20 protein-coding genes are annotated in these 18,814 nt (G+C 44.4%); 11 read left to right on the top strand and 9 right to left on the bottom strand.

The genetic code is table 11. The features are described 5' to 3' along the window. Positions 1-71: 71 nt before the first annotated feature. From lysS to ACLGLO_RS05695, 3 genes are read right to left on the bottom strand one after another with little or no spacing between them, the layout of a single operon-like run. Entirely contained in the window at positions 72-1,697 is a 1,626-nt protein-coding gene (gene lysS / locus ACLGLO_RS05685) for a lysine--tRNA ligase (RefSeq protein WP_492127950.1), read from the bottom strand. Positions 1,698-1,745: 48 nt separating this feature from the next. After that, complete coding sequence (locus ACLGLO_RS05690; protein WP_492127951.1) at positions 1,746-2,519, bottom strand: lipoate--protein ligase family protein; 774 nt, start codon at positions 2,517-2,519, stop codon at positions 1,746-1,748. Beyond that, positions 2,516-2,800, bottom strand: coding sequence for a lipoate protein ligase C-terminal domain-containing protein (locus ACLGLO_RS05695; RefSeq protein WP_492127952.1), 285 nt, complete (start codon positions 2,798-2,800; stop codon positions 2,516-2,518). The genes ACLGLO_RS05690 and ACLGLO_RS05695 overlap by 4 nt, the downstream gene beginning before the upstream one ends. A 108-nt stretch (positions 2,801-2,908) precedes the next feature. Here ACLGLO_RS05695 and ACLGLO_RS05700 point away from each other — a divergent pair, with 108 nt between their 5' ends. The 5 genes from ACLGLO_RS05700 (at position 2,909) to ACLGLO_RS05720 (ending at position 7,191) form a co-directional block, all read left to right on the top strand. Continuing rightward, positions 2,909-4,267, top strand: a complete 1,359-nt coding sequence (locus tag ACLGLO_RS05700) for a hypothetical protein (protein WP_492127953.1) — start codon at positions 2,909-2,911, stop codon at positions 4,265-4,267. Positions 4,268-4,289: 22 nt separating this feature from the next. After that, the gene (locus tag ACLGLO_RS05705) at positions 4,290-4,559 is read left to right on the top strand and encodes an RNA repair domain-containing protein (protein ID WP_492127954.1); all 270 of its coding nucleotides are present in this window, start codon (positions 4,290-4,292) and stop codon (positions 4,557-4,559) included. 161 nt (positions 4,560-4,720) lie between these two features. Further along, complete coding sequence (locus ACLGLO_RS05710; RefSeq protein WP_492127955.1) at positions 4,721-5,386, top strand: zinc ribbon domain-containing protein; 666 nt, start codon at positions 4,721-4,723, stop codon at positions 5,384-5,386. Next, positions 5,379-6,413 carry an AmmeMemoRadiSam system radical SAM enzyme gene (amrS, locus tag ACLGLO_RS05715; protein ID WP_492127956.1) on the top strand — a complete coding sequence of 345 codons (1,035 nt, stop codon included), beginning with the start codon at positions 5,379-5,381 and terminating at the stop codon, positions 6,411-6,413. Before ACLGLO_RS05710 ends, amrS begins: the two co-directional genes overlap by 8 nt. A gap of 25 nt (positions 6,414-6,438) precedes the next feature. Next, positions 6,439-7,191: an ATP/GTP-binding protein gene (locus ACLGLO_RS05720; protein WP_492129149.1), complete on the top strand. Its 753-nt coding sequence runs from the start codon at positions 6,439-6,441 to the stop codon at positions 7,189-7,191. A gap of 260 nt (positions 7,192-7,451) precedes the next feature. Here the strand turns inward: ACLGLO_RS05720 and ACLGLO_RS05725 are convergent, their stop codons facing one another. Next, positions 7,452-7,610 carry a hypothetical protein gene (locus ACLGLO_RS05725; RefSeq protein ID WP_492127957.1) on the bottom strand — a complete coding sequence of 53 codons (159 nt, stop codon included), beginning with the start codon at positions 7,608-7,610 and terminating at the stop codon, positions 7,452-7,454. Positions 7,611-7,981: 371 nt separating this feature from the next. Between ACLGLO_RS05725 and pdo the strand changes: the two genes are divergently transcribed. The 5 genes from pdo to ACLGLO_RS05750 all read left to right on the top strand — a co-directional run bounded on the left by pdo (position 7,982) and on the right by ACLGLO_RS05750 (position 13,238). Next, complete coding sequence (gene pdo / locus ACLGLO_RS05730) at positions 7,982-8,698, top strand: protein disulfide oxidoreductase (protein ID WP_492127958.1); 717 nt, start codon at positions 7,982-7,984, stop codon at positions 8,696-8,698. A 56-nt stretch (positions 8,699-8,754) separates the two neighbouring features. Beyond that, the gene (locus ACLGLO_RS05735) at positions 8,755-9,834 is read left to right on the top strand and encodes a site-2 protease family protein (protein ID WP_492127959.1); all 1,080 of its coding nucleotides are present in this window, start codon (positions 8,755-8,757) and stop codon (positions 9,832-9,834) included. A 916-nt stretch (positions 9,835-10,750) separates the two neighbouring features. Beyond that, the gene (locus tag ACLGLO_RS05740) at positions 10,751-11,653 is read left to right on the top strand and encodes a polyprenyl synthetase family protein (RefSeq protein ID WP_492127960.1); all 903 of its coding nucleotides are present in this window, start codon (positions 10,751-10,753) and stop codon (positions 11,651-11,653) included. Beyond that, complete coding sequence (locus ACLGLO_RS05745) at positions 11,629-12,696, top strand: NAD(P)-binding protein (protein WP_492127961.1); 1,068 nt, start codon at positions 11,629-11,631, stop codon at positions 12,694-12,696. Before ACLGLO_RS05740 ends, ACLGLO_RS05745 begins: the two co-directional genes overlap by 25 nt. 122 nt (positions 12,697-12,818) lie before the next feature. After that, complete coding sequence (locus tag ACLGLO_RS05750; protein ID WP_492127962.1) at positions 12,819-13,238, top strand: putative metallopeptidase; 420 nt, start codon at positions 12,819-12,821, stop codon at positions 13,236-13,238. 163 nt (positions 13,239-13,401) lie between these two features. Here ACLGLO_RS05750 and ACLGLO_RS05755 read toward each other — a convergent pair whose 3' ends face one another. From ACLGLO_RS05755 to ACLGLO_RS05775, 5 genes are read right to left on the bottom strand one after another with little or no spacing between them, the layout of a single operon-like run. Next, positions 13,402-13,941, bottom strand: coding sequence for a hypothetical protein (locus ACLGLO_RS05755; RefSeq protein ID WP_492127963.1), 540 nt, complete (start codon positions 13,939-13,941; stop codon positions 13,402-13,404). Further along, the gene (locus ACLGLO_RS05760; RefSeq protein ID WP_492127964.1) at positions 13,928-14,530 is read right to left on the bottom strand and encodes an HAD family hydrolase; all 603 of its coding nucleotides are present in this window, start codon (positions 14,528-14,530) and stop codon (positions 13,928-13,930) included. The genes ACLGLO_RS05755 and ACLGLO_RS05760 overlap by 14 nt, the downstream gene beginning before the upstream one ends. After that, positions 14,527-15,648, bottom strand: coding sequence for a hypothetical protein (locus ACLGLO_RS05765; protein ID WP_492127965.1), 1,122 nt, complete (start codon positions 15,646-15,648; stop codon positions 14,527-14,529). Before ACLGLO_RS05765 ends, ACLGLO_RS05760 begins: the two co-directional genes overlap by 4 nt. A 12-nt stretch (positions 15,649-15,660) precedes the next feature. Continuing rightward, entirely contained in the window at positions 15,661-15,957 is a 297-nt protein-coding gene (locus ACLGLO_RS05770) for a ferredoxin family protein (protein WP_492127966.1), read from the bottom strand. 1 nt (position 15,958) lies between these two features. Continuing rightward, positions 15,959-17,224: an FAD-dependent oxidoreductase gene (locus ACLGLO_RS05775; RefSeq protein ID WP_492127967.1), complete on the bottom strand. Its 1,266-nt coding sequence runs from the start codon at positions 17,222-17,224 to the stop codon at positions 15,959-15,961. A gap of 245 nt (positions 17,225-17,469) precedes the next feature. Between ACLGLO_RS05775 and ACLGLO_RS05780 the strand changes: the two genes are divergently transcribed. Continuing rightward, the gene (locus ACLGLO_RS05780; protein WP_492127968.1) at positions 17,470-18,813 is read left to right on the top strand and encodes a CaiB/BaiF CoA transferase family protein; all 1,344 of its coding nucleotides are present in this window, start codon (positions 17,470-17,472) and stop codon (positions 18,811-18,813) included. Position 18,814: the final 1 nt, after the last annotated feature.

The following is an 18,814-nucleotide window of genomic DNA, read 5'->3' on the forward strand; positions in this document are numbered from 1 at the left end:
TCTTCAGAAACCAAATTTAAAAATGGAAGCTTCCTTTATTTGCTGAGCTAAAGGTGCCGCATTATCTGGATTCAGCTTCTTCCCGCCTCGAGTGCTTTCACGAGCTTCGCCATGGCAATCTCTCTTCCCAGAGCGGCTAAGAGAGGAGCAGCTCTCGGGCCGCTTTCTTTCCCTACAACCGCTAAGTAGAATTCTCTATAAAATTCTTTCCTTTCTTCTGGAGTCATCTCCGCCGTATGCTCTATCATTAGCCTCTTTATTTCTTCCTCAGACCACACGTCAAGAGCGCTCAAGCGATTCCCCAGCTCAATGAGCTTATCCCTGAACTTCAAGCCCGCTATGTCCTCTGCCTTCAGCCTGCTTTCCAGGTTGAACTTAACCTGCTCTGGAGCATACTTCCGGACCCAGGCTCTTGATTTTACTAGCATCTCTTCTATTCTCTTCTTCTCGAAGTCTGTGAGCTCCTCTCCAATTATTTTGGAAGCTCTCAGCCTTCTCAGGGCTGCGTTGAGGACATCATCCTCTGGAAGTGTTTGAACGAGAAGAGCAGCAGTGTAGTATGGGAGCTGGAAGGGTAGCTTCTGCTCCGGCTCCTTCAGGAGAGAAAGCTCATACACCGTTGCAGCATCCTCCTCTTCAGCGCTGAGGGTCTTCCCCTCCACTTTTGAATAGTATGCCCTCTCTCCGCGGAAGAATTGCTCATAGTACTGGGGAATCTCTGCAAGATCTATCACCACCCTTTTCTTTGGATGAACAGAGTAGTAAATGTACCTCAGCACTTCAGCGTGGGCAATTTCAAGCCATTCCCTTGGAGTGATCCCAATAAAGTCGCTCGACCCCATGTCCATCTCTTTCCCGCCAATTCTTATAGCAACCCACTCGTAGGGGAGGCCAATCGGCGGCTGTATCTCGAGAATAGTCTTTGCGAGCTCGACGCAGCTGTCTCTGCTTCCCCCAGGAGTCGCGTGATCCTTACCGAATGGCTCAAAATCGATCTTCAGAGCCTTCCAAACACCGGCCCATTCCAGCCTCCAGTTAAGCTTCCCATTATCAAGTTCGGTCGTTCCGTGATAGCCACAATGCTTGCACGAGTACTCAACATTCTCGCCATCAACCCTCAAGGTTTTCGTCGTATCTATCCTTCCGCAATTCCCGCAAATTGGTTCAACAGGGATCCAGTCCTCTGGGTATGGATTTCTTCCCCTGTATTTGTTCACTACTCTCCTCGTTTCTTCTTTCTTCCCAATGAATTCCTTCATAACCTCCTTCAGCTCTTTTCTATAAAGCTCTGTAGTTGTGACTACTTCGATCTTACTATCCGTGAACTTGTCGAGGACCCCACCAAAATCTTCCCAGTAGTGCTCTACCCAGTTCGCATGACAGCCAAATGGGTCTGGCACCTTAATGAGGGGATGGCCTATGTATTTTTTGCCTTCGCCGTTCTTGAACTGCTCCAGTTGCTTCTCCTTTCCTTTCCAGGCATCCTGAGTGTAGAGAACAATGAGCTGCCTCACTCTGAAGCCTCTCTTTTCGAGGATTTTTCTGACAGCCTCTCCTATCAGCACTTCTCCACGGAGCCTGCCTATATGCTGCAGCCCGGAGACCGAGAGTCCTCCGTTGAGAACAACCTCGCTTTTTCCCTCTGCTTTGGCCTTCTCCTCGATCATATCAGCGATATCGAAAATCCAGTGGGCCATTTTCGAACACCTTTCAGCGCCGCATCCATTTTCTTAGAAACCAGGATATTAAGGTCTTCTTCTTTCCATGTTCCAAGCGTCTGAGGAGTACTTCTCTGCATATAGCTTCCTCGCCAGCTCTATCTCCTTCTCATTTGCGAAATCAAAATAGTAGCTCTTCGCATCAATTACTTCGGAAAATCCCTCTATTAGAGATGATACCACATCCCTCACTCTGATCCCAGGCTTCAGAAGGGAGAGGGTTGACACTCTGTATTTCACAGACTCTATCTTTTTGTCCTGCAGTTTTTTGAGTGGAACTTTCAGAACTCTCGAGAGAACGCTCAAATCCGTTGAAAAGAGCATGGCGCCATGCAAGAAAGCACAATCCTTTTTTAGGCTGCCTGCAACCCCAATCACCTTTCTTCCGTCCACAATTATGTCGTTTACATTTTCCTTTACTGGAGAAAAGCCTAACTTCTTCAAAACAATGATTGCTCCATTTATGAGGTGCTCATATAAGTAGTCGATTCCCCTTATTGCATGGTCTTCAATTCTGGTCGAAATGGCGAAGTTAATGTTACCCAGATCGTGATAGACAGCCCCTCCTCCCGTGAACCTCCTGACGATATGTATCCCATTCTCTTTTGCATATTCCAGATCCACCTCTTCATCAGCTCTCTGAAAGACTCCAATCACGACAGCTTTTTCATTCCTCCATATTCGAAGAACATCGTCACTTTCTCCGTTGCACCTGCTTATGTAAAAGGCCTCTTCATAGGATAGGTTCAAGCGTGGATTCTCCGGTGTCTCAGTAAATACAACTCTCAGCTCTCGCTTCACGGTTCTCTAGCCTCCAGTATCACTTCCGCTACCTCATCAGGGTTTGAACCTATTATCATGGCACCCGACTTCTCAAAAAGCTCCCTGATTCTCCTCCTGATCTCATGTGGAGCGAATTCTGCCCCCTTCAATCCCTCTTCGATGGACCACAAGGCTTCTTCTGGCAAAAGGAAGAAGTCCCCGGTTATGGTAATACTGCTTATTCTGTTTTCCTCATCCAGCTCTATTTTCACCCTCATCAGCCCTTTTCTGAGCTTCTTTTCCGAAAGCAATTGTTTCAAGGAGAGCACCTTACAGTTATGTCGAAAAAGTGTTAGAAAAATTTTAAGATCCCAGGGGATGATAATACTCTCGAATAACTGGGTTGAGAGAGAGCAGGACTGAGAGTTTTGACAGAAGGCATAAGGGACGGTAAGTGCTTCGAAATCGGCTATTTGAGGATATGTGATGACATCATAGAGCACCTTTTTCCAGAGACATCTATTTCAGCGTATCTGAGTGAAATATCCGAATGCTTAGAGCTTGGAAAGTGCTCGAAAGGCTTTCCTCTGTCAAGGAATCCAAATGAGAAAATTGTGAGGACCAGTCCGGAGAAGTTTCTCCTTCTTACCTCGAGCTTGAGAGGTTCAGCTGTCGGTAGAGTTTCTTCTTCATCAAAAACCTATCTGCTGTCCGAAGAAAAGATAGATTTTGGAGAACTGCTTAGTAACAACCTGAAAATGCTTGGGAAGCAGATAGACTTAATATCGTGGAGAGCCGGGGCATATCTCGGAATAAAGATAAAGGATGACGTAGTTGTAATACCAAATACAGAGGACTCGCTATCTGCAGGGCAAAAAGGCCTTTTTATACCATATAAATCGGTCGCTCAATTTGTCCCATTTGGAGCTGCTTACGCTTACAGCATCATAAAAGCTTATAAGAAGATGCTGTACGCAGTTGATGCAGTTCCGAAGTTTGACCCCCTCTGTCGCACTAAGGGCGAAAAGGTAGAGTGCTACGCCTACAGAGGCAGTTCAAGGTGTCCATTTTCGAGGAACAAAATATGCCCATTGAGAACGCTTCACAGAAGATCGCAACGCGACAATCTTGGTGGGGCTTTCGAGTGGATTAAATTTGCAGAAGGTGAGCTTGAGAGAAACAAAGAGGCAATAGCTTATAACATAGATTACTTGTCTTCGGCCTACATGCTGAAGTACTTGAAGTCACTGGCCTACATCCTTTCAGCGTCACTGAAGGAATACGCAGGTTTCAGAAATTGGAAAGAAGATGAGCAGAAGGCGATTGGAGAAGCTGAAGAGCTGAGGAGCCTCGCAAAGACATCCCAGAACTACAGGTTGAGGGATCTGTTCGCGACAACTGCAGAAGAAATAGAGGCAACAGCTTCTCTCCCTTCTCCTCAGAAAAAGACAGCGGTAATTATCAGGCTGGACTCTCTCCCTCAGAGGATCCGCTATTTTTCTCGCATTATAAAGAACGACAGAATTTATTCTACATGCCGCCCAAGGCATCTCAACGCATCAGTTGTAGAGGGATATGTGAATACATTCTTCCCGTTGCTCAGAGGGAGCATATCGAAGATAATCTCCGAAAAAGTAAGCGCTTTACTGGAACTGAAGGGTTGTGTGGAGGCGGAGGATCTATCAAACATTCTCTCTCCAGAGCTTGCGGAATCCCTGCTCAACCTCCTCTACACGAAGAACCTGCTCTCCAAGAGACGGGGGGCAGATGGCAACATTTTCCTTTAAATGAGCAGGAAGCAGTTGTTCCATGACCAAGAAAAGAACTCTGCTGGATGTTGTGAAGGAAATACGCTCATCAAGCGATAAAGATCAATATGAGTTGCATATAATCGATAGGATAAATGAAAAAGGGTTTAGAGCGATAAAAGGGAGCGACATAATCGGAATTACAGGCTTTGATCAGATAATTCTGAGAAATGAGACGGTGATCCCCATCCACAGAATTGTTAGAATAGTGAAGGGGGAAAAAGTGCTAATTGAGAGAAAACAGGACAGAGGAGGGAGGAAGCAACGATAGCGGGAGGGATCTATCTCACTCTGAACGAAAGAATATACCTATATCACTATTCGGTTCTTCGAAAGGTTCTCGCGATCTACTCAAGGGGGTACCTCAGGTCTGAGTGCTCTCCATGGCTTTCATTTTGGAAGGGGAGAGAGACAGAGCTGACCCGGCAGCAATTGGAAAAATTAATTGAAATATATAGGCCATCTCTGGTCATTCTCGTAGAATGTGGAGGAAGCGTTGAGGAGATAAGAGAATTCATTGGGATGCTGAAAGGAATCGAGGTAGACTCTGGAGCATCTCTTCCAGCCTCTCTTCTCATGAAGGCCTCAGATCTCATCCCTAAGGTGAACTATATGTCTGCATATATGAACATGAGTCAAATAATCAGTGGAGAGCTTTCAAAGGACGAGCTCTTCAGAGTCATTTCAGCGCTGGACAACGTTGAGCTTCAAATTGGAGTAGGCAGTAGTTCAGAATATGTGGAAGCGTTACAGCTCAGCGAAGCGATTGATGCAAGGATCCCAGTTCATATATTCATACAGAAGCCCATATCATCTGGCAGGGCTTTCAGTCAAGAGCCCAGAGTAAACCTTTACGTTCACGATCTCTCAACCGGGTCTGCTGAGATAAGTGAAACGAGATGCCCGAACTGCAGTTCTTTGGTAATCATAAGGAACGGGATGCTTCCTCTGAAGGGCATGGCCCATATTTTTTCTCGATGCCCTAAGTGCGGTATAAGGGTGCTCTACAGAGAGCCCACAAATAAATGGATAAATGCCAATCTCCTATTGAAAGGAGTTGATATAATTCCTCCAGGGGTTCAAATAAACTATGAATAGAAATAACGTGAGAATAGCCCTCCACTGGAGACCTCATGATAAGGATGGATACGTGAAGTGCACTCTATGCAGTAGGTACTGCGTAATAGCGCCTGGCAAGTTCGGGGTCTGCGGAGTTAGGAAAAACATCAACGGGGTGCTCTATACATACGTGTACGGGCTGCTCTCAGCCATTGCTCTAGATCCAATCGAGAAGAAACCCCTCATGCATTACAAGCCTGGATCGAGCGTTCTTTCAATTTCCACGGTCGGGTGCAACTTTTTCTGCTCTTTCTGTCAGAACTGGGAAATAAGTCAGTCTAGATTGGAGAAGGGGCTATATGGAGAATACAAGGAACCTGAGGAGATAATCAGTATTGCGAAAGCTTACGGAGCTGACGGCATCTCCTTCACATATAATGAGCCCACTATCTTCTATGAGTATATGTATGACGTTGCTAAGCTTGCTAAGAAGGAGGGGCTTTTCACGACAATGGTTACCAATGGCTACATGAGCGAGGAGGCCATAAGAGAATTTCACCCCTATCTCGATGCTGCTACTGTAGACTTCAAAGCAAGCGGAAATCCCAATTTTTACAAAAAATATATGAGCGTCCCCGATCCCAGCCCCATTTATTCATTTCTCTCGATATTAAAGGAGAAGAAGATATTCGTGGAAGTTACAAACCTTATTGTTCCTCGAATCGGAGACAGTTCAGAAGATCTCAGGCAGCTGTCCCGGTGGATAGCCGATAACTTGGGAGAGGAAACCCCATTCCATCTCTTGAGGTTCTACCCGCATTACAAGTTGAACTATCTGCCTCCTACAAACGTATCCTCTCTCGAGGAGCTTGCTCAGCTCGCAAAAAGTGAAGGGCTGAGGCACGTATACATTGGAAACGTCCCCGGGCATCCGCTGGAGAATACGTACTGTCCAAACTGCGGGAGATTGGTCATTGAAAGGGAAGGCTTCTTTGTTGTTAGAAATCTGCTGGATAAAGAGGGAAGATGTCCATATTGTGGATACAAGTTGAATGTGGTGATGTGAGACGTCTGGAAAGAGCAAGTATATTATCGTTGTTGGGCCAGCTGGTTCAGGAAAAACGACGCTGACTCAAACTCTGGCTGATTGGCTGGAATACAACAATATAGGAGTCACAAGGATCAATTTAGATCCAGCTGTGGAAAGCCTACCATATACTCCAGATTTCGATGTGAGGGACTATGTCAATGCCCGCGAGATAGCGCTGAGCAGGGGCCTCGGCCCAAACGGTGCCCTCCTTGCAAGCATGGATCTCCTCTTCTCGAAGATCAACGAGGTCGCCGGGGAAATTGAGAAGGTAGAGAGCGAATACAACATAGTTGACACCCCAGGCCAGATGGAACTGTTCGCCTACAGACCAACTGGAAACCTCTTGATAGAGAGAATATCTCCAAAGAACAGGACAGCAGTACTTTTTCTAATAGATGCAGTTTTTGCTACAAGAATTGACAGTTTAATATCTATGCTCCTCCTTTCCCACAGTGTGAGCATCAGGCACAGATTTCCGCAAATTAACATAATAACGAAGGCCGATCTGCTAGACAAGGAGCAGCTAGATGAGCTCTACGCAATTCAGGAAGATCCCAGTATAATAGTGGAGAGAGTGGCGGAAATAAGAAAGGCATCAGTGAGGGAAATGGTTGAAAGCTTTGCCAACTTCTTAGCAGATATTGGCATAAGCTTCATTCTTGTATCCAGCCTGAATGAGCTCGGATTGGAGGAACTCTTTGGAAGCATTCAACAGGTTATGTCAGAGTTCGACGAAATAGAAACAAATATCTAATTTTTTCATTCGAAGATTCTCTTAACAAAAGGACGATGAGCCGATTCTAGGCCAGTGAATTGGGCAGAAAATGATGCGCATCCAAACCTATGAGCTCCCAAAGGATAGGTTTTTAGTAGCTCTTCAGAAAGGATAGGTTGGTGCTTATACCCTCTCATTTACTACTGAGAAGAAATATTCTCAGGCGCTTTCGCCAGAGCCGAATATAGAACAGTTCAGGTGAGAAAAATCCTCATTGCCTACAGTTGTTTATCTTTTGCTCACGAAGAAGGAAGGGCCAGCTCTGGGTTAGACCTCAGCTCTCTGCAGAGCCTGCATATTTTCTCCTCTATAACTGGAGCGAGAGCCCCGCTCCCGTCATCATCGATAATCAAGTCTGCTATCTCATTCAACATAGATCTGTATCTCGAATTTTCCATCAAGTATTTCCTCAGGTAATTGCCTCTTTCTCCCTTTCTGTAATAACTTACAGCGGCAGGGGATATTCCGAGTAGCCTGCCTGTTTTCTTCGCCGATAAACCTCTTTCCATCAATATTTCTGTAAGACACGACCTGATCGAAGCATGTATCAACGAAATTTTCTTGTTATCGCAGGTATACATAAGTTCTAGCCTCATCTGAAAATTTTAGAATTTGCATTAAACTTCTTTTGTATATATGTTCAGTAGTTTTCTCATGTAAGCTGGGCTTTCATGGAAAAGGGATGACTTGGAGGCTTGTTTGTGAATATACTTAAAGCTTAAAATCCTTCAAAGGACATTCTGAAAGGGCAAAAAAAGGTGTTGCCAGAATGGCTTCAAACGAGACTACTGAACTCGATATTGAGAATCCAATGGTACCTGGGGGAGATCTCGATGAAGAGACTATGGAGGCTCTGAAGGAAGCGCTAAATGACATGAAGTCAGAAGTCAAAGCCTTGGTATTCATAAAGGGCAACTGCTACTACTGCAGGGAAACACTGAAGCTGATGGACAACTTCGTCAAAGCATCGCCTTCATCTAATGGGAGAAAGCTCTTCAGCTATGAAGTTTTCGATAAGGATAAAGACCTCGACGCGTTCAAGAAATATGGCATCGAAAGAGTTCCAACGGTTGCATTTATTGAGGGAAAGATAAGGTACACAGGCATCCCCTCCGGCGAGGAGATAAGGAGCTTGGTTGAGACCATAATTCGGCTGAGCGAAGGAGAATCAGGCTTAGAAGAGAAAACCAAGAAGGAAATCAGCAGGATAAACAAACCCGTTTACATCGAGGTTATCATAACTCCAAGCTGCCCGTACTGCCCCTATGCTGCTCTTCTCGCGAACATGTTCGCATTTGAATCGTTTAAGCAGGGTTCAAAGAGCATCTTAGCGGATACTGTAGAAGCATACGAAAATCCTGATATAGCGGATAAGTACAATGTGATGAGTGTTCCAGCGATCGCTATCAATGGAGAAATGACTTTCGTAGGGCTTCCATACGAGGAAGATTTCCTGAGGAAGATAATTGAAGTTATAAACGGTTAGGCAAAAATAATTATTGCTGGTACCCTATGGCCGATGCTTTTCAAACCGCTGTTGCATTGGCAGTCTACTGGGTAGTTGTACTTTTTCTTTCCTATATGTTGAAGAAGAGAGTTAAGGGGCTCCAGGTAAATCCCCTAATGATAATTTACAGGAGAGAGGCCGCTTTTCAGAGATTGGATTCGCTGTATGAAAGAAGGTGGGTCAAAGCTCTTCTCTTTTCCGGAGTCGCTTTAACTTTTGCATCTCTATTCCTTTTCTACTACACAATAATAGGAGTTGTGGAAAGCAGGTTCGTGACTGGACAGACGAGCGAGGGGCTTGTCCCAATAATTCCCGGCATCACGATAACTGGTGTAACGATTATCTACGTATTATTTTCTCTCGGAGTTTCGGCAGCAATTCACGAGTTATCTCACGCCGTCGCTTCGAAAGCCCTAGGCATTCCTGTAAAATCCGTTGGGTTCATACTCTCATTATTCATACCGGCAGCATTTGTAGAGCCCGATGAAGAGAAGTTCAATGCTTCCAACAGATTGAAGAAGATTCAAGTATTATCAGCAGGCCCTGCTTCCAATTTCGTAGCAGCATTCGTTTTTCTCATTATTTTGAGCTATGTTTCAGCCGCTATTCCTGGAGCCATGATTGCTTCAGTAGATGCGGGATATCCAGCTCAGCAGGCTGGACTGACCCCAGGAGCTGTTATAGTAAGCGTGAATGGAACCCCAATAGTTACTCCAAGCGATCTTTCACCAATTATCACAAAGTATTCAAACACATCTGTATCTTTCAATATAACTCTCTACGATCCGAAGACCAATACTACCTACTGGAAGATCGTGTACAAGCCAGAAAACTATTCTCGAATAGGGGTCACTCTGGAGCAGGCAAGGAAGGCATCTCCGTTGCCTGATGCTCTATATTATCCTTTGGTCAATATTCTCTTCTACATGTATATGATAAATTTCAGCTTAGCGATAATAAATGCTGCGCCAATTTTCATAACAGATGGGGGAAAAATTATCAATGAAGTTGTAACATGGAAGTTCAAAGGCAATCTGGGCAAGACCATTAACTTTTTCATTCAGATCTTTTCTCTGCTACTGATTCTATCATCAATTACCCTTTCACCTATTTGAAATGTTGTGATTTGATTATTGCTGACCTTCTCTCTGCCCTGAAGAGTAAAGGCTTTCCTTCAAAATGATACAATGGTTTGGATGCTCGTCTCTTTCCCCTATCTCCGGGTCATTAGCTCATTACCCCTATCTCCTTTCAGGGTCTTGGGGCTATATCTTAATCATTGGCCTCCGGAGGCCTAAAGCAACACATAATAACCAATGTTACTCCTCATGCTCGAATGCTTGAGGCTTTCCTCCCGCACGCTTCTATCATCATCACTGAGAATATGTTCAAAGCTAAAAACTGCAGAAGCTTTTCATCCCTATCCTAAATAGGCGAGGCTTTTGGCTGTGATTTTCTGAATCTAACTGAATTCTGAGCATCGATACAAGGGGCAAGGCAATACAAGGAAGCCTCAAGAAACACCAATATAAGCCAGAACGGCTGAATGTTTTTTAGTTTAAATTTAAAAATGAAATAAGGAGGTCGATGATGATAAGCAAACCGTATGAGGCATGTGCTCTTATGCCTGTGATTGCGAGCTCTCTCACTGAGTGTAATTGAAATTTTCCTCAAAAGTGCGGCACAGAGAAGAATTGGGTTGCGTGATTATCAATATAAGAAGGAAACATAAAAAAGCTTGTTATCCTTAACCGTTTCCCGTCTACGGCCTTTTAGGTCTCCGTAGGCGGTTCATCACGGTTTCCCCTAGCCCCCTCCCCACGGACAGCCGTGGGTCTCGGAAACCAGGGGTCATCACAATATCTATAATGCTTCAGAGCTTATAAGTTATAAGTTTATTAGGTATACTCCATCAGCATATTTAATAGAACTAAAAGCAAGAAGAGCATTAAGAATACTACAAGACCTTTAAAAACCTTTATAATAGAAGCTGCAGACTTCCCTTGATTGAGAGATGAACGAGTGAGAAAGATGGAAGAAGATATTTTCAGAGAAATCGAGGATTTCTTTGCTAATGAGAAGAAAGTCATCGACAGTTATTTGACGCATCTGCTGGAAAGGGATGTAGATGCTGAAGCAATTGAGGTTTCCAAGTACATTTCAGAAGGTGGGAAGAGGCTGAGAGGCCTTCTAATGCTCTATTTCTTGAAGCTTTTGAAAGGAGACTTCGAGTTCGGACTGCCTGCAGCAGCATCCCTGGAGCTGGTGCATTCTTGCAGTTTAGCGATAGATGACATTATCGATGGTGATCTGTACAGGAGAGGCAGGCCTTCAGCTTGGATTGCAAAAGGACTTTCCAAAACAGTCCTCGTGAGCAATCTTCTTATCCCCATTGCCATAAAGACCGTGGAGTACCTAGGATACGATGCCGTCAAGCTCGTTGTCAATGCCTGGCTCAAAGTCACGAGAGGGGAAATTTCCGATGTCTTTCCATCGAGGAGAGGATACCTCGAAGTCGTTTCCCTAAAAACTTCAAGCCTGTTCCAGCTGACCCTTCAACTTTCGGCACTAGCCTCAGGAAGGAGAGAACTCATGAATACTTTCGAGGAATACGGTCTGTATCTAGGATACATTTATCAGTTGAGCGATGATGTCGTGGACGTAAAATCCTATCTGGCGAACAAAAGCGAGCTCCCACTATTTGGGAGGCAGTTGCTCGCCTGGTTGGATATTCCCCAAATAGATGTTGATTGGAGCACTGTTGCTGAAAAAGTCGGGGAAAGGCTCATTCATTTCTACAATAAAGCGAGAGAAATGGCGTTCTCAATTCCCGATAAAAAGCTGTCAGAGGTAATGGAGAAGCTCCCCATATTCATTGCCAACAAAATACTGGAGGAGGGGGGAATGAGTTGGACGGGGATCGCTTCACGATAGTAGGTGGGGGCGCTGCAGGTTCTTTTCTGGCCTTTCTCCTCACAGATTCTGGATATAATGTGACCGTCTATGAATCCCTTCCAAGATTCGCAATGAAGCCCTGTGCGATGGGCGTTCCGAAGCAAATTGAAAAATTCGTCAAGATCCCAGAAGACTACAAGGTGAATGTCATAAGGAAGTACAGGGCATATCTGAACGGGAGGATCCTTCTTGAAGGGGGTGAGGGCGTGTGGGGATGGATTATCGATAAAGAAAGATTGATTTCCTATTTTTTGGAAGGAGCTGAAATCGTGAGAAAAAGGTTAGAGGACAGGCCGGAAATCCTGAAGCAGAAGCTTCCAGGAGAAAATGTTGTTATATCCAGTGGAGTTTATTGGAGCAATTCAAGCAATGAGCGTATAAATGCCGTAGAAACCCTCTTGAAGGTAGATGAGGGTGTCGTTCAAGATGATATAATTGAAATACACTTTGATACAGATATGCTTGGTTACTATTGGATATTCCCGTGGGGGGATGGCGTGGCGAACGTTGGATTAGGTGGTTTGGAATCATTTCCGGTACTCAAAAGAAAGCTCGCTACCTTCATCAAAGAGAGGAAACTTTTGGATAAGATTTTCTTCCAGGATTTTGAGAAGAGAATAAGGGGAGCCCAGATAATAGCATCTGGCCTCGAAGCTGAAAAGGCGCAGTTCTTTGACAGCATTTACATAGCTGGAGAAGCCTTGGGAGCAGTTTTCCCTCTAACTGGAGAGGGAATAAGACCATCAATGCTCACCTCAAAAATACTCTTTGATTCTCTGCAGGCTAACGAAAGTTACAAGGAAAATCTGATTTCCTCTGAGCTTTACTATGCCAACAGACTCCAAGCGAAGGTGTTCAAGATAATGAAAGCGGTCCCATCGAAGATGCGGGAGATGATTATGCGTAGCGTCCCCAAAGATTGGCTTGTTAAGTTTGGCTTGGGAGACTTCAAGAAGGAAGAAATAAAAGGGCTTATCAAAGTGGGAGGGCTGTTCATAGATCTAATCAGCCCCCATCTATGAAAGCCCTCTGCATTTTATGGAAACTGGTTTGCTAGTATAATTTTTGCTTATCCGATGGGAAACTTTCAAATGCAAAACATAGAAATTAGAATATGTTGACTATGAAAATCGGGGAGGGGCGAGTGGGGAAGATCGCTTATTTGAAGTGCAATGGAGCAGAACCCTTAATGTACAGATTATCTGAAGCTATTGGTATAGAAATGAAAGCTAAAATTGCAGTGATAGTGAGCAAGGGAGCAAAAGCTAGAGCTTATGCGAGGATCTACGGCCTTCCCTCAGCGATACAGGTTGGTCATGCCATTCCACCTTTGTACACGGTCGAATTTATTTGCGAGAAATCTTTGAAGTTGAGCGAAGCTGATCTCACTGAGGTAGCAATTCATGAGCTAATGCATATACCGGAGGGCCAAAAAGGAGGTCTAAGGCCGCATGGAAAGAAAGTGAACGCTAAGATTACGAGGAGTCTACTCAGAAGAGTGGATGAAGAATTGATGAAAGAACTTAATGCATCTCTAAAAAAGTGCTGTCTCGAATTGAAGTGAAGAGGGAGCTCATCCCATGAAATGGCCCCATCATTCAATCTAAACATGCTTAAACTACTTTCGGATTTTCAAAAAAGGATAATTGGAAAAACCATGAGATCTAAGTCATTCGTTTGGTACGCAGGAGCTTCTTTCCGTGTTAGAATTCAAACGCTTTCTCTCTTCAAGGTTGATTTTTGGTTAATACTGTAGCAGATGCGGTTTCGCTGATTCCGCTTTTGCTCACAATCTTCACAATTGCATATGTGGAATTGGAAGATGAGAGCCCTTGTAGGACGGAGGCGGGTACTATGACTTCCACGACATGGGCGTCTCCACCGTTCAGGATGAGCTCTCCATTACTGGATAGGGTCGCATTTTTACCATCCACGGTGATGTTGGCAAAGTTCTCGTTTATTCTAACCGAATTCAAGTAAATGGAAGAAATAATCAAAGAGCCTGGGGCAATGTTTATGAAGATCATCACGTTTACATATCCCTTCGAGATATCAATATATGAATAAACAATTGAGAAAGCCGGCTCACTGGATAACTGGCTTGCCCTGTTCTGGAGTCCACTGATAGCTTCGCTCCAAATTGCTTGGAAATCCCTTAGCTTTAAAAGGAGAACCCCTCCAACGGATATAACGATCAAGCTGACTAAAAGTATCGCTACAATCTCGGAGACAGCTCTTTGCAGCCTGCATCCATCAGCAGTCTTCACCGCTCAATTCCTCCAAAATTTTTTCTTCCTCCTCCTCGTCGAAAATCCCCTTCGTTTTCAAGCACCTAATTCCAAGTTTTCCGTATGTGATTATGTCGTAATCGCTGTCTCCAACGAAGATGACTTCATCTTTTTTCAATCCATACTTGCTGAGCAGAGCATTGAGATGCTTTTCGCCTTTTCTGAAATCCCTTCCATCGAAACATAGGACTTGGTCGAACTCTTCTATTCCAGCAATTTTTTCTACCAGACTGCATTCATTGTTTGTAGAAACGGCAACGATTTTTCCTTTCTTTTTGAGCTCTCTCACGAGCTTGAGTGCATACGGTGATATCTTTTCTCCTTCTAATATTTTCTTCTTTTCTTCGATGAACTTATGATAAATTTTCTCAATAAGGTTGCTATCTATGTTCATTCTGAGGAGCTGTGATGGAAAATCCATTCCTGCGGTGCTCAAATAGAGCTTTTTAACCATCTCAGCATCGATCTTTGCCTCTTTGCTCAAAATAGAGGCTGCTGCATTGGCGTATTTTTCCATGGTGTCAATCACAGTTCCATCGAAATCGAACAAAACAGCCTTTATCTTCATTTTTCACTCCTCTGCCTTTTTAAATCCAAATAGTACTTTTGGACTGGGGTCTTGGTTCCGCAATCTGCTATGCACAGAGAAAAAGATTTCATTTTGGAGCAGCTGTACGTTTTGTATTTTGTACCGCTGCCCTTCTTTCCCATGAGATGCTCTATTTGGTACTTGGCTATTCTCTCGTTGTAATCTGGTGATCGTTTGAAGATTTCCAGCAGATACTCCTCTTCTGCTCCTATAGCTATAAGAAAGGTGGCAAGGGCAAACCTTTCTGCATGGCTCAGGTTTTCTCCACTCATCGCCCTCTCGTAAATTCTCTTGATGCATGGAGGGAAAGCTTCCACTGAAATCGGACCCTTGCCGCCGTATTCGTAAGAGGAGCTGGCTTCCTTTCTGGCCAGAACGCCTTTCAGTGTTTCTTTTAAGCTCATTTCAATTTCATTGAGAGGGCTTGGCAGAGAAGTAACTTTCATAAGTTCCGAATAATTCTCGTAGAGAGAGGAAACCTTCTTCGCCACGATTTCTTCAATGATTCTCTCGAAGCGCTTTCTCTCCATGAAAACCCTTCCATTGAGAAGAAGCTGATTTGTGAGCTTCCAAGAAGGGTCTCCAGACAGCCTATTGGTTGCCTCAAGATATTCATACATGCTTATCGAATATGAGTATCTCTGCTCAATTAAGGTGCTATCTTTTTTCCGGACCTTAAGAGAAACAAAGCTGTTGCCGTGGTGCATTGAATCCTTTATTCCAAGGAGCCTAGAAAAAGACAGTAAATCTTCATCGTCAAACGAGGGGAGCTCATTGCTGACGGATTTGGCGACAGAAACAGATAGCCTGTTTACGAGCCATTTTCCGCCTATCCTGCCCGCTATGATGAGGGCAACGTGAAATGCTACAGCCTCCATTGGCAACCGACTTTCATCATCCTCCAGCCTGTAGTGTCCGTATTTAACTGAATCTTCGACGATCTCTTTTGTCCTCCTCCCTGCTCCTACCATTGAGACAGCTTCTGCCAGATCAATTGAGGCAGGCAGATATCCCCTTTCTCCTAGGTATCCCAGGACATCATCTATAAGGAAGGGGTACCTCAGAACCCTGAAGCGTTTTTTTGCGTAGCTTGCCAAAAAAGTTCCCCATTAACCGTATCTGTACTCTATTCCCTTCCCCCCTTCAGGGTAGCTCCAGCTGACCGCATCGTGGGGGCAGACAAGGCGGCACGTCCCGCATTCGAGGCACCCCTCATAATTGAAGCTGAATTTTCCATCACTGGACAACGTATAGCATCCAGCAGGGCACAAGTATACGCAGACCTTCTTGTCGCAGTTGGAGCACTTTTCGTAGTCCACTACTATATGCGGCTTTTCATCTACAATCCATTTATTGTTTTTCATTATTTCATCAATTGTCCTAACTTTCCTGGTTTCCAATGCCATATCACATCTCCCTCGATACCTTGATAAGATCGCTTAGAAGCGCTATGGGGCTGACCTTCTGCTTTTTGATGGCATCCAAAGCCGCATCACCTATCTTGGGGGTTCTCTCTTCAATGTGGAAAATGCTCCTCATTAGTTCGTTCAGAAGAGGTGGGTAAACGGTTAGAACCCTCTTCTGCTTCATTATTTCATGAACCCTGGAGAATCTTTTAACTTCATTGAAAACCCAAGAGGCCTTAAGTGCCTCCTCATAGCTCTCCCATTCGCCATTTCTCATTTTCTCGAAAGATTCAGCGAACAGGTATCCTGAATATGCTGCGAAGTCGACGCCTCTAAACGTGTATCCCATGTTGCCGAGCAGGCCAGCGGCATCTCCTATTATAGCGTATCCCTTGCCAGAGAATTTTCCTGGCATGTATGAACTCGGCTCTACTATTGTCAGATGGGCTGAATACTCTATAGTTTCCCCTCCCTTCAAGATGCTTCTCAGGATTGGGTGATTCCTCAGATTTTCCAGGAAGTTCACTATATGCTCATTGACATTGCCCACGGCTTCTTCCAAGCTGATCACAACTCCTAAGCTCACATAGTCCTTGAATGTGTAAAGGAATCCACCATCTGGAATTCCTCCCGTGAAGTCACCGAGAAACATCCATGAAGCTCCTTCCTTCTCTTCTAAGCCAAATCTCTCTTGGATCTCCTTCTCTCCAATCTTGATGGTTTCTTTATACCCCAAGGCGACCGAAGACAGGGGAGGTTCTGGAGCTAGCCCGCTTTTCTCGGACAGAAGCCTGTTTGCTCCTTCTGCAATGACAACAGCATCCGCGTCCACTCTCTCCTCCCCCACATATACACCGCTTATCTTATCTCCCTCTGCATGCAGTGAAGAAACCTTCGTCTCCGTGAAGACGTTCGCTCCAGCTTCTTCCGCCTTCTTCCCCAGCCAGCCGCACAGCTCCGTCAAATTGGCGGTGAAGGCTGGAGAATCTCGTGACTGATAGGAAAGCGTTAGTGAATTCTCTCCTGCGAGAAACGAGAACATCTCTTTCTTAACCCACCTATGAACTGGAGCTTCCTTTTCAAATCCGGGAAAAAGATCTCGGAAAATTTTTGAGTAGACCTTCCCCCCATAGACGTTTTTGCTTCCGAGAGTTTTTCCCTTTTCTAACAAAATAACAGAAAATCCCTTCTTTGCGAGGAAATAAGCTGCTGAAAGACCGGCAGGGCCCCCTCCGACGATTGCAACATCGAACTTCCCAACGCTCAAAGTAATCCCTCCTCACAATCTGCTTTGATTTTGAAGAATTAAAAATTATGCTTTTTCAATCAACTAGAATTTTAAATATCATCTTTTGCACACTGCAGGCATACAGTTACATTAAGATTTCTATAGCATATTTATAAAAAAATATTTACTCAAAACTTAATTCTACTGATAACTTAATTTTCCCACGATATTTTCTTTAGAAATATTTCTTAAGAAATTATAGAGAAAAGCGTATAAATTTATTTTTGGAAAAAAATATAACAAAGGTAATAATAATGTGTTCCGAAGAAATTCCTTCTAAAGTAATCAAAATGGAGAAAAAGAAAGCGCCTCTTCTTGCTCCAGAGTTCGGTCCACTGAAGGGAACTAGAGTCCTTCTAACAGGTAGCATAGTAGCAGGCCCCTTTATTGCTACAATGTTAGGAGATCTTGGTGCTGAGGTTATCCACATAGAACCCCCTGGATCCGGGGACACCTATAGGACTCTGGGCCCATTTTTAATTAAAGATGGAAAGAGGATAAGCCTTCCTTTTTCGAATGATGCTAGGAATAGATTGAGCATGACGATGGACCTCCGGATAAACAAGAACCCCGAATCAAGAGAAATTTTTCTCGGCCTCATAAAGCAGTCTGACATCTGGATAGAAAATCTAGTCTGGCTCGAAGAAAGGTACGGAATCACAGACGAATTAGTAATGAAGGTTAACCCAAAAATCGTAATAGTCCATGTTAGTGGCTATGGACACCCAGAATTAGGCGGTGACCCGAAAATCTGCAAGAGGGCATCGTACGACCTGATCGGGCAAGCTTACAGCGGGTGGCCGAACGTGATAGGATTCAGAGAGGGTCCTCCTACTAGACTCTCTCTGTGGGCGTGTGATTACGTTACGGCGCTTGTAGGCACTATAGGGGCCTTGGCAGCATACGCTCATGCAATGAAAACTGGAGAGGGACAAATAGTCGATGTGGCTCAATACGAAGCTGTTGCGAGAATATTGGAGTCGTACTTCACAGCTTATTTAAATGCTGGAATAGAGAGGGAGAGAGAAGGCAATAAAGCTCAAGGATTTCAACCATACGGTATATTCAAAGCCAAGAACGGATGGATTGCAATAGGTGCCTTCGGCCCAGCAGTATACAATAGATTCCTCCAAGCGATGCACGAGGCTGTTGGATTGAATCCTTCTGACTTCCCATGGGAAGAATGCGCTTCCACATCTCAAGCTGTAAATTCTCCGAAGGGAAGAAAGCTAGATGAATTGCTGACGAAATATGTAGAAACGCGCACGGTTGAAGAGCTTGAAGAGCTTTTCAACAAATATTCAGTTCCATGCTCAAGGGTTATGACTCCAAAGGATGCTGCGAGTGACCCACATTGGAAATCGAGAGAGGTCTTCGTTGATGCATTCGATTTCAACGCGAATCAAATATTGAAATACACAAATGTCGTCCCTAAATTTAGCAGGACCCCAGGGAAGGTGTGGAGGGGGTCTCCTGCGCTTGGTCAGGACACTGAGGCGATACTCAGGAAGTTGCTGGATTACAGCGATGAAGAAATTGCGAGATTCAGAGAAAAGAAAATCATTTGAG

Source organism: Fervidicoccus sp. SLHALR4 (assembly GCF_058692745.1).